9 protein-coding genes are annotated in these 10628 nt (G+C 51.0%); 7 read left to right on the top strand and 2 right to left on the bottom strand.

Annotated elements, in window-relative coordinates; genetic code table 11:
• Positions 1–64: 64 nt before the first annotated feature.
• A complete protein-coding gene (locus tag A9165_RS15635; protein ID WP_065956567.1) occupies positions 65–1303 on the bottom strand; it encodes a DUF819 domain-containing protein in 1239 nt (412 codons plus the stop codon).
• A gap of 303 nt (positions 1304–1606) precedes the next feature.
• Between A9165_RS15635 and A9165_RS15630 the strand changes: the two genes are divergently transcribed.
• The gene (locus A9165_RS15630) at positions 1607–1897 is read left to right on the top strand and encodes a high-potential iron-sulfur protein (protein ID WP_008606996.1); all 291 of its coding nucleotides are present in this window, start codon (positions 1607–1609) and stop codon (positions 1895–1897) included.
• 93 nt (positions 1898–1990) lie between these two features.
• On the opposite strand, the gene folM is transcribed toward A9165_RS15630, so the two are convergent.
• Positions 1991–2728, bottom strand: a complete 738-nt coding sequence (folM, locus tag A9165_RS15625) for a dihydromonapterin reductase (protein ID WP_065956566.1) — start codon at positions 2726–2728, stop codon at positions 1991–1993.
• A gap of 171 nt (positions 2729–2899) precedes the next feature.
• Between folM and A9165_RS15620 the strand changes: the two genes are divergently transcribed.
• The 6 genes from A9165_RS15620 (at position 2900) to A9165_RS15595 (ending at position 10571) form a co-directional block, all read left to right on the top strand.
• Positions 2900–4540 carry a methyl-accepting chemotaxis protein gene (locus A9165_RS15620; protein ID WP_065956565.1) on the top strand — a complete coding sequence of 547 codons (1641 nt, stop codon included), beginning with the start codon at positions 2900–2902 and terminating at the stop codon, positions 4538–4540.
• 90 nt (positions 4541–4630) lie between these two features.
• On the top strand, positions 4631–5659 hold the full coding sequence (locus tag A9165_RS15615; RefSeq protein ID WP_008607000.1) for a substrate-binding domain-containing protein: 1029 nt from the start codon (positions 4631–4633) through the stop codon (positions 5657–5659).
• Positions 5660–5786: 127 nt separating this feature from the next.
• Positions 5787–7181, top strand: a complete 1395-nt coding sequence (pstC, locus tag A9165_RS15610) for a phosphate ABC transporter permease subunit PstC (RefSeq protein WP_065956568.1) — start codon at positions 5787–5789, stop codon at positions 7179–7181.
• Between the two features lie 6 nt (positions 7182–7187).
• Entirely contained in the window at positions 7188–8555 is a 1368-nt protein-coding gene (pstA, locus tag A9165_RS15605) for a phosphate ABC transporter permease PstA (RefSeq protein ID WP_008951176.1), read from the top strand.
• Positions 8556–8596: 41 nt separating this feature from the next.
• Positions 8597–9385 carry a phosphate ABC transporter ATP-binding protein PstB gene (pstB, locus tag A9165_RS15600; protein WP_008607008.1) on the top strand — a complete coding sequence of 263 codons (789 nt, stop codon included), beginning with the start codon at positions 8597–8599 and terminating at the stop codon, positions 9383–9385.
• A 148-nt stretch (positions 9386–9533) separates the two neighbouring features.
• Entirely contained in the window at positions 9534–10571 is a 1038-nt protein-coding gene (locus A9165_RS15595) for a porin (RefSeq protein ID WP_065956564.1), read from the top strand.
• Positions 10572–10628 lie beyond the last annotated feature (57 nt).

The following is a 10628-nucleotide window of genomic DNA, read 5'->3' as shown; positions in this document are numbered from 1 at the left end:
GGGATTTGTGTATAAGAGACAGGCTTAAGCGGGGCTTTGTTTTATCGGCGCTAGCAACAAGGCTTTAAGGTGCCACCATCCGCAGTAACAGGCCACACAGATAGGCGCCATAGGTACCCAGGCCATAACCGAGGATCGCCAATAGTACGCCCACCGGCGCCAAAGATGGATGAAAGGCGGCAGCGACCACCGGTGCCGACGCGGCGCCACCGACATTCGCCTGGCTACCTACCGCCATATAAAACAGCGGCGCCTTAATCAATTTCGCCACCAGTAACATCAGGCCGGCATGAAAGGCCATCCAGACGATACCGACTACAAACATCAGGGGATAGTCTAAAATGGCGGTCACATCCATATGCATACCGATAGTCGCTACCAGGATATACAAAAAAGCACTGCCGACCTTGGAGGCGCCAACGGCTTCTAAACGTCTGACGCGGGTTGCGGACAGGATCAGGCCAACGGTGGTGGCTACCACCACCAGCCAGAAGAAGGTACTGGCCAGGCTATAGTCTGCCAGCACCGGTGCTTCGCGGCCAATCCAGGGCGCAACGATATCGGCAATTAAATGTGAAAAACCGGTCACGCCAAAGGCGACGGCAAAGATCAGCATCAGATCATGCATGGTCGGAATGCGCGCATGCTGAGCCTGATAATTCTCGATCTTCTGTTGTAGATGACGAATAGCACTGGTGTCGGCACCGGTTTTCTGGTCGAAATAGCTGGCGCGACTGGCCATCAGTAACAACACTGCCATCCAGACATTAGCCACTATGACATCCACGGTAATCATCACCGAGAAAATGCTGCCATCAACTTCAAACACTTCTTTCATCGCGGCCTGATTGGCGCCACCACCAATCCAGCTACCGGCGATGGTACTCATGCCACGCCAGATATCACCGCCCAGTGCTTCCGGGTACAGGCTACCCAGCATCAAAAGTGCCAGTGGACCGCCAATAATAATCCCCAGGGTGCCGGTAAGAAACATAATCAGCGCTTTCGGGCCAAGGCCAATAATGGCTTTAAAGTCGACACTCAGCGTCAGCAATACCAGACTGGCCGGTAATAAATAGCGCGATGCCATCTTGTACAGGGCCGAGCCTTCCCCATCAATAATGCCAAAGCTGTTTAGCAGTGACGGAATAAAGTAGCAAAGCAGCAGGGCAGGGACATAACGGTAAAAAGCTTTACAGTAGCGGTTAGCACTGTGGCTGGTATAAAACACCAGCCCCAGGATCAGCGCCAGCAGGCCAAGAACGACGGCATCGTTGGTGATCAAAACAGTGGTTACTTGCATATATTATTCTTATAAGTCAGAAGTGGGCGCCAGAGCGAGTTCAGGCGCTGGGGTGTTGCTAGTGTGCCGTAAAAAGGCCACAGCTGGCAATCTTTCTGCCGCGTAGCTGTCCCGCCTGGTCGCAGCCCGGGCCATTGTCTGCTACCCTACACCGGGTATCGCTATAGCTGTTATGGTTAAAAAGCCGAACTTAAGTTGATACTTATCAAATCCGCAAAGACGGATCCTCAGTATGATAATCAGGGCAGACCAGCGTTAGCCGGCAACGGCCAGCGGCCCTTACTACAATGCAGGAGTGTTCGAATGAATAATATTAACCGTCGTAACTTTTTCAAAATCTCAGCCGGTACCGTCATTGGTATGACACTGGGTGGTGTCACGCTAAGGGCCTTTGCCGCTGAGCAATTAAAGCTGGATGACCCTTTAGCGGCAGCCATGCGCTATACCCACAAGTCGGAAGTGGAAGGTCAGAAATGCAGTAACTGTAACCTGATCCAGGGTGAGGACGGCCAGGAATGGCGGCCTTGCGCCATTTTCCCAGGCAAATTAGTCGCCTCAGAAGGCTGGTGTGCTGCCTGGGTGAAAAAGGTTTAAGCTAACGCCTTGAGGATAAACGCCGGCCTGCTGCCGGCGTTTTTGTGTACGCCGCGTCTAAACTTCAGTGTTGCGTTGGGGTTTACGCGAAACTCAGGGTAAATTTAAATGCCGACCGCCATCCAGCGCCAGTACCCGTCCGGTCAGATAGCGGCTGTCCAGAATATAGCGTACTGCTGTTACCACTTCCTGTGCCCCAGGTTCACACTGTAACAACGACTTTTGCAAAGCCTGCTGTTTATACTCCTCGGCATCACCGGCATTAAACATCAGTAGCGCCGGCGCTATGGTATTAACTTTAATCTTTGGTGCAAATTGCCGGGCAAAAGACAGGGTCAGGTTCTCTAGCGCGGCTTTGGACGCTGCATAGGCAATATGTTTGCTACTGCCAACACAGGCCACAAAATCACTCAGCTGAATAATATCGGCCTGCTCACTGAGCTGCAGTTGTGGCTGCAGCGCACGATTAAGCAAGTAGGGCGTACGGGCATGAATTTGCTGCAAATAATCAAAGCTTTCTGCTTCTGCTTGCAGTTGCGCCAACAAGGAGTCTGCAGTTGCCGGCGGATCCTTGCGCCAGTCCGAGGCATTATGGATCAGCGCCCGCAGTGGACCAAGCTGCTGCAGCTGGCTGATAAAATCCGCCAGGCTATTTAGATCGGTCAGATCGCATTGATAGGTGAGCACGCCGGCGGCTTTAAGTTGTGCCAGCCCCGGTCGCTCACTACGGTAGCTGGCCACCACCTGATAACCGGCCTGTTGTAGGTCTAACGCCAGTGTCAGGCCGACACGCTGCGCGGCACCGGTGATGACGATAATGGGTTTATGCATAGGAAATCCTTGGTTAATTGCCTGAAGTTTTGACGGTCAGGCAGGCGTAGCAGCAAGTATATACTTTACGCTTACTGCCGTGGATCCCTGCGTAAGGATTGCTGCTGTCATAAAAAAGACACACTTAGCTGTTAAGTTGCCGCCAGTTTCACTCCGATGCAGGTCCTCACTATGTTTAATTTCTCTACCATCGCCAGCCGGGTGCTGGTGTTGGGACTGGTACCCCTGGGTTTGTTGCTGCTGGTTTTGGTGGCATCTTTTCAGGCCGCTAACGGCAAGGACCAGCTGTTTAACCGCCTGTATCATGAACACCTGGCGATCCTGTCTGGTGTTATGCAAAGTCAAAAAATTCTGCAACAGCAGGCGTTTAGCGAGGTGCAGCAATATAAATCCGGCTGGTCTTCGGCCGAGGCGACCCGTAGCAGCGTGCAGGCGCTACTGGCTGTAGCTGCGACGCAATGGCAAGGTTTTAGTGAGCAGCGTACGATAAAATCGCCGGCGGATGAAGAGGCTTTTGCCGCGCTGGACGCGGCCTTTGCCAAAGCCGTTAAACACTATCAGGATTGGATAGGTTTTGTCGGTGACGATGCGCTGCTAATCAAAATTTTGAATGATTCCAGCATTAATAACGAATTTAAACAGCAGATTGCCCCTTTTGCTACTCTGGCTGAGCAGTTTATTCAGCAGCAAATCGATGCTGCGGCTGAGGTGCGGGATGCCTCTGAGCAGCTAACCGGGCAGATGCTGTTGATGTATCTGGTTGGCGGCGCCTTGCTGACCGCCTTTGTGTTATTGCTGATTTGGCAAACCCGCCGCGCGGTGAATAAGCCGCTGACCCGGCTGCGTGATCTGTTGTTACAACTGGAACAGCAAGCCGATTTAACCTTACGTGCCGATGAACGCGGTCGTGATGAGATTGCCGAAGCGGCCCGGGCGCTGAATTTAATGCTGCAGCGTTTTGCTGGCCTGCTGCAACAACTAGGTGGCAGTGCGCGGGAGCTGAGTAGTCAGGCGACGCAGGTGTCCGGCATTAGCGACCAGGTGAATAATGGTGCTGCGGACCAAGCCCGGTTAGCGGATCAATTATCTGACGCGGTCAGTGAGATGATGCAAGCACTGGATCGGGTGGCCAGCCATACCGGCTCGGCCAATCAGGTCAGTCAGAATGCCAGCGCTCTGTGTCAGCAGGGCCAGCAGGTAAGCCAGAAGAGTATGCACAGCGCCGAACAGTTGGCGCAGCAAATGGCAGCCGCCGCCAGGCTGATGCAACAATTACAGCAAGACTCCGGCAAGATCTCCGGTGTGCTGGAAGTTATCGGCAAGATCTCGGAGCAAACCAACTTACTGGCGTTAAATGCGGCCATTGAGGCGGCACGCGCCGGTGAGGCCGGTCGCGGCTTCTCAGTGGTTGCCGATGAAGTACGTACCCTTTCCGCCAATACCAAGCAGGCCACTGAGTCGATCCGGCAGATGATTAGCACCCTGCAACAACAAGCGGATAGTGCTTGCTCCAGCATTGCCCAGGCCGATGTACAAGCGAAAGACAGTGTCGAGCAGGCCAGGGCAACCGAGCAGCAATTCCGGCAGTTGGCAGCTGAGGTTGCTACACTCAGTGATATTAATCAGCAAATTAGTCTGGCAGGTAATGAGCAGCAGCAAACGGCCGGCCGCTTTGTGTCAGGTATTGCGGCCATGCATCAGGCCAGCCAGCAATTGCATCAGGGCGCCAGTCAGTCGTCGCAGGCTGCTGAAGAACTCACCGCGCTGGCGGCAGAGTTAGAGCGTGGCTGGCAACAATTTCGCACTAACTAAGAAAAAATTTTCTATTGTCATATTGCTGAAATAAAAAGCAAGCAGACTAAGCCGGTACAAATTAAAACGTCCACTTTGAGGAATGATTAAATGAAAATCAAAAACTTAACTAAACTGGTTCTGGCCACTGCCGTATCACTGAGCTTTGCCGCTCAGGCGCAAGCTACCCGCGATACTATTCAAATCGCCGGTTCATCAACTGTACTGCCGTTCTCTTCTATCGCTGCTGAAGAGTTTGGTAACAGCTTTGCTCAGTTCAAAACACCGGTTGTTGGTTCAGGTGGTTCTGGCGGTGGTTTACGTCAATTCTGTCAGGGCGTTGGCACTAACACTATTGATATCGCTAACTCATCACGCGCTATCCGTCCTGCCGAGCTGGACAGCTGTAAAGCCAATGGTGTGACAGAAGTTATCGAAGTGAAGATCGGCTACGATGGTATCGTCTTTGCGTCACGCATTGATGCCGGTACTTTTGCTCTGCAGCCGGTGCACGTATTCCTGGCTCAGGCCGCTCAGGTACCACAAAATGGCCAGATGGTTGCTAACCCATACACTCGCTGGTCACAAATCGACAAGTCACTGCCAGATCAGGCAATTCTGTTAGCTATCCCTGGTTCAAACCACGGTACCCGTGAAGTATATGAAGAGAAAGTGATTCTGGACGGTTGTAAGACGCTGCCAGAAGTAAAAGCCATGCCATCTGCTGACCAGAATAACTTCTGTTTAGCGATGCGTACTGACGGCCGTGTAGTTGAAATCGCTGGTGACTACACTGAAACTCTGGCCCGTTTACAGGCCCAGAAAGATGCAGTCGGTGTATTCGGTTTAAGCTTCTATGAAAGCAACCGTGACCGTATTAAAGTGGCTACCGTAAGCGGTATCGTACCAACTATCGATAACATTATCGCGGGTACTTACCCGGTATCTCGCCCGCTGTTTTTCTATGTAAAAGGCCAGCATATCGGCGTGATCCCAGGTCTGCAGGAATATGCTGAGTTCCACGTGTCTGAAGCGACTTCAGGCTTCGGTAGTCCACTGGAAGCTGCAGGTCTGATCCCACTGGCTGATGCTGAGCGTGCTGAAGTTCTGCAAACTATCCGCAGCAAAAAATCTCTGTAATATCCGATATTACGCTAAGGCGCCTTAGGGCGCCTTTTTTCGTTTGCGTCACTTTGTCATAAAAGTGCAATCTTGATACTTTAAGCTAGTATCAGTGGATTATCTGACGATCAGTAGCGGAGCACTGATGAATAACTTGTCACTTATAATTATTTTGCTGGTATTGCTGGCGGTAGCCTATCAGCTAGGCATGCAGCGCAGCCGTAAACTGGCTGGTGGCCAGAATAGTGCCAGCCTGCACTCACGGCCCCATCATTACGGCATGATGGTTGGGCTTTGGGCGGTACTACCGCCGTTGTTTGTGATGCTGTTGTGGAATTGGTTTTCGCCGGCAGTGATCCAGCAACTGGTGTTGGCATCCTTACCCGCTGAGGTGCTGAACAGCGGTGAGCAGGCACAGGTAATACTGCGTCGTATCAGCAATCTGGCCACCAACTTTGCGGTATTAAGCGAAGCGGCGGATTGGGAGATTAGTGCGGCTAATTATCTGACCGCGCTGCAGCAAAAAAGTACGCTGTTACTAACGGCGCTGATGTTTATTATCGGTGCTTTGGGTTTGCTGGTCAGTTATCAGAAAATCCGGCCGTCATTACGCGCCCGGCATCAGGTCGAGAAAGCCTTAATGGCGACCTTACTGATCTGTTCAACCATCGCAATTTTAACCACTATCGGTATCGTGCTGTCGATGGTTGGCGAAACGCTGAAGTTTTTTAGCTTTATTAAGCCCAGCGATTTCTTTTTTGGTACCACCTGGAATCCGCGTTTCTCCACCGCTGGTGTTGCCGACGGCTCCCTGACCGGGAGTCAGGGCAGCTTTGGTTTATTACCATTGTTATCAGGCACTATGCTGGTCGCCGGTATTGCGTTATTAGTGGCGATTCCACTGGGTTTAATGGTGGCTATCTATATGGCCGAGTATGCGCCGAAAAAGGTGCGTGACACCGTAAAACCTATTATCGAGGTATTGGCCGGTATCCCGACCATTGTCTATGGCTTCTTTGCTTTAGTGGTGGTAGGGCCCTATTTAGCCGATTTGGGGCAGATGCTGGGACTTACCATCCGCGCTACCTCTGCCCTGACTGCCGGTGTGGTAATGGGAATTATGATTATCCCTTTTATCTCCTCATTATCTGATGACATTATTACTCAGGTACCCAAAGCGCTGCGCGACGGCTCCTTAGGTTTGGGGGCGACTAAGTCCGAAACTATCCGCAAGGTAGTACTACCTGCAGCATTGCCTGGGATCGTTGGCGCCGTATTACTGGCAGCCAGCCGCGCCATTGGTGAAACTATGATAGTAGTGCTGGCGGCAGGTAACAGCCCGTCGTTAACTGCGAACCCCTTTGAAGCCGTATCGACGGTAACCGTAACCATTGTGAACCAGTTAACAGGTGATAATGATTTTGCCAGCCCGCAATCATTAGTGGCCTTTGCGCTCGGTTTAACCTTGTTTGTGATTACCCTGTTACTGAATATCGTCGCTTTGGTGATCGTCCGTAAATACCGTGAACAATACGAGTAATAGCTTATGAAAACTGTGCAGACTTCTGCGTCTTCAACTTATAGCGCCAGCCCGGTACAGCAGCAGGTAGTGCGCTCATTAAAGAAAAGGCACCGTCAGGAAAAGCTATTTCGTTTTGCCGGTATGACGGCGGTAGGCATCAGCTTACTGTTAGTCGCCTTACTCTTTATCAATATCTTCTCTAAAGGCTTACCGGCGTTCTGGCAGCATGGTATTGAGCTGGAGATCCACTTTGACCCGGCAGTGGTCAAGATCAGTGAACAACCGGTGCTGCAGGCCGGCGAATCGCCACAGGCTTTTGAGCAACGGCATCTGGCCTGGCGCTCTGAAGTCGGGATGGTCAATTTTAACCGCTTAATTCAGGATGCCCTGCTAAAGGTGATTCCGGACGGCGCGCAGCATCGGCGGGATTTGGCGCGTATTGTGACCTCAGGCGAGCGTTTTGCGCTGCGGGATAGAGTTATTGCTAACCCCGCTATTATCGGGCAAACCCAAAAGCTGTTTTTATTAACCGATGCCAATATTGATGTCTGGTTAAAAGGCAATATCGATCGCAGCTTACCGGATGAGAAGCAGCAGTTAAGTCCAAAGATGCGGGAGTGGGTTGAAAGTCTGAAAGCGGAAGGCGTGATTCAGAATCGCTTTAGCTGGGCCCTGTTTATGAACCCTGATTCACGCAGCTCACTGGCCTCGGCCGGCCTGGCCGGTGCCTTTATGGGCTCGCTGTATATGATGCTGATAGTGATCCTGCTGGCGGTGCCAATGGGCGTGGCAGCTGCGATTTATCTGGAAGAATTTGCACCGAAAAATAAGTTTACCGATTTGGTGGAAGTGAATATTAACAACCTGGCTGCAGTACCTTCTATTGTATTTGGTTTACTGGGTGCCTCGATCTTTATCGGCTGGTTTAATCTGCCGATGTCAGCCCCCTTTGTTGGTGGCCTGGTATTGAGTTTGATGACCTTACCCACGGTGATTATTGCGACCCGCTCGACGTTAAAAGCTATTCCGCCGTCAATTCGTCAGGCAGCTTTAGGCCTGGGGGCGTCAAAAACTCAGGCGGTATTTCACCATGTGTTACCGCTGGCCATTCCAGGCATCCTCACCGGTGCCATTATCGGTGTCGCCCAGGCGCTGGGTGAAAGTGCACCTTTACTGCTAATTGGCATGAAATCCTTCGTCGCTTCAGTGCCGTCCAGCGCGATGGAACAGTCTACGGCGCTACCGGTACAGATTTATTTATGGCAGGGTAATGAGCTGCGGAATTTCTTTGAAGCCAGAACCTCAGCCGCCATTATTGTGTTACTGGGATTAATGCTGACCTTAAATGGTCTGGCAATCTGGTTACGTCGTCGTTTTGAAGTGCGTTGGTAACAGTTGGCCCGCCTAACCGTTTTTGAATACAGGAATTAAGTATGACTACTGCAAAAGTTAATGAAGCCGGCCAAAAAATTAAAATGACGGCCCGTGATGTCAAAGTATTTTACGGCAGCAACCAGGCCATCCACGGCGTGGATATGGATATTGTGGAGAATGAAGTGATTGCCTTTATCGGCCCGTCAGGCTGTGGTAAATCGACCTTTTTACGCTGTTTAAACCGGATGAACGATACCATCGACAGCTGCCGGGTAACCGGAGAAATTGCACTGGATGGCCAGGATATTTATGCGCCGTCACTGGATGTGGTGCAGCTGCGGGCTCAGGTCGGTATGGTGTTCCAAAAGCCTAACCCTTTCCCGAAATCGATTTATGAAAATATTGCTTATGGCCCGAAGTTACATGGTTTGGCCAGCAAAAAATCGGATCTGGATGATGTGGTTGAATCCAGTCTGCGCCGCGCCGGTTTATGGGATGAAGTTAAAGATCGTTTAAATCAACCGGGTACCGGTCTGTCAGGCGGTCAGCAGCAGCGTCTATGTATCGCGCGTACTATCGCGGTCAGCCCGGAAGTGATTTTAATGGATGAGCCATGTTCAGCACTGGATCCTATTGCGACCTCCATTATCGAGGAGCTGATCACCGAGTTAAAGCAGAACTTTACTATCGTGATTGTGACGCACAATATGCAACAGGCGGCGCGGGTATCAGACCGTACTGCGTTCTTCCACCTGGGTAATCTGATTGAAATTGGTGGTACCAACGACGTCTTCACCAACCCGACACAGAAAAGAACCGAAGACTATATTACCGGTCGTTACGGTTAAGTTTTTGTTTTATCTCGCTATCTCCAAAGGCCGGTTATCCGGCCTTTGTCATAAAAGCTTCATGCAAGAGCCACATTACTGACATCTTTGTTACTGATAATAAGTCCCGTGTTCAGCATACCAATAAAAAGCTAATCAGGAGAGTTCCATGAAAACCATCAAATTAAGTTTAGTTGCCGCCGCACTGTGTTCAGTAATGGCGACCCCAGCTCTGGCTAACACGGTACAGATCTATGGCCGCGCTCACCTGTCAGTTGATTCACTGGATAACGGTGTAGACAGCGGTACTAACGTATCAAGCAACTCCAGCCGTTTAGGTTTCCGTGCCAAGCATGAGCTGGATGGCGGTTTAGAAGCCTTTATGCAAATTGAACAGAATATCCGTTTTGACGAAGGTTCAGGGAACTGGGCTTCACGCGATTCTTTCGTCGGCTTAAAAGGCGGTTTTGGTACTGTACGTATCGGTCAGTTTGACACCCCACTGAAAAACGTGCGTGGTAAAGTTGATATGTTCGGTGACCGCGTAGGTGATATCCGTAACCTGACCCGTACTTCTACTTCAGGCTCTACCAACGCTAACATCGGTAACGTCTTTGACGAGCGTTACAGAAACGGCGTGGCCTATACTTCACCAAAATTTGGTGACTTCGTATTTGATTTCCACTACACGCCACATAACAACTCTGGGGCTACGGTAGACAATATCCAGGAATCTTACAGCATGTCAGTAGCCTATGAAGTGAAAGGCTTCTACGCTGCTGTCGCTTACGAGACCTTTGAAGGTGCTAACGGTTTAGATCCAAACGCAGTTCGCGTTGGTCTGTACTATGACCTGACCTCAGATCTGCGCGTTTCAGGTTTATACCAAACTGCCAGCGATGTACCAGGCGGTGATCGCAATGTTTACGGTCTGGGTACCAGCTACAAGATGGGTGATTACACTCTGCGTGGCCAGTACTATGTTGCCGGTAAGAATGACGTAGCCGAATCAGGTGCCAATATGTTTGTGTTTGGTGTGGATCGTAACTTCGGTCGTGCTTTAACCCTGTATGCAGCTTACGCGGTGACGTCAAATGACGACAATGCAAACTTCCGCGTTACTGCCGGCGGCCGTGATACCCAGCTGAATACTGTTACTGGTCAGGACGCTAAAGCGCTGTCACTGGGCGTAGTATACAATTTCTAATCTGCTGTTCCCTGGTGTTATCTTACCCCGCCGTTGGCCTGTCTCTTATACACAAAT

It is taken from the genome of Alishewanella sp. HH-ZS, assembly GCF_001704375.1.
GTDB lineage: Bacteria > Pseudomonadota > Gammaproteobacteria > Enterobacterales > Alteromonadaceae > Alishewanella > Alishewanella aestuarii.
This window is presented reverse-complemented; position numbering and strand designations above follow the sequence as displayed.

Excerpts from the sequence above, each read along its gene's own strand:
- A9165_RS15635 (WP_065956567.1), bottom strand. The coding sequence starts at position 1,303 with ATGCAAGTAACCACTGTTTTGATCACCAACGATGCCGTCGTTCTTGGC.
- A9165_RS15630 (WP_008606996.1), top strand. The coding sequence starts at position 1,607 with ATGAATAATATTAACCGTCGTAACTTTTTCAAAATCTCAGCCGGTACC.
- folM (WP_065956566.1), bottom strand. The coding sequence starts at position 2,728 with ATGCATAAACCCATTATCGTCATCACCGGTGCCGCGCAGCGTGTCGGC.
- A9165_RS15620 (WP_065956565.1), top strand. The coding sequence starts at position 2,900 with ATGTTTAATTTCTCTACCATCGCCAGCCGGGTGCTGGTGTTGGGACTG.
- A9165_RS15615 (WP_008607000.1), top strand. The coding sequence starts at position 4,631 with ATGAAAATCAAAAACTTAACTAAACTGGTTCTGGCCACTGCCGTATCA.
- pstC (WP_065956568.1), top strand. The coding sequence starts at position 5,787 with ATGAATAACTTGTCACTTATAATTATTTTGCTGGTATTGCTGGCGGTA.
- pstA (WP_008951176.1), top strand. The coding sequence starts at position 7,188 with ATGAAAACTGTGCAGACTTCTGCGTCTTCAACTTATAGCGCCAGCCCG.
- pstB (WP_008607008.1), top strand. The coding sequence starts at position 8,597 with ATGACTACTGCAAAAGTTAATGAAGCCGGCCAAAAAATTAAAATGACG.
- A9165_RS15595 (WP_065956564.1), top strand. The coding sequence starts at position 9,534 with ATGAAAACCATCAAATTAAGTTTAGTTGCCGCCGCACTGTGTTCAGTA.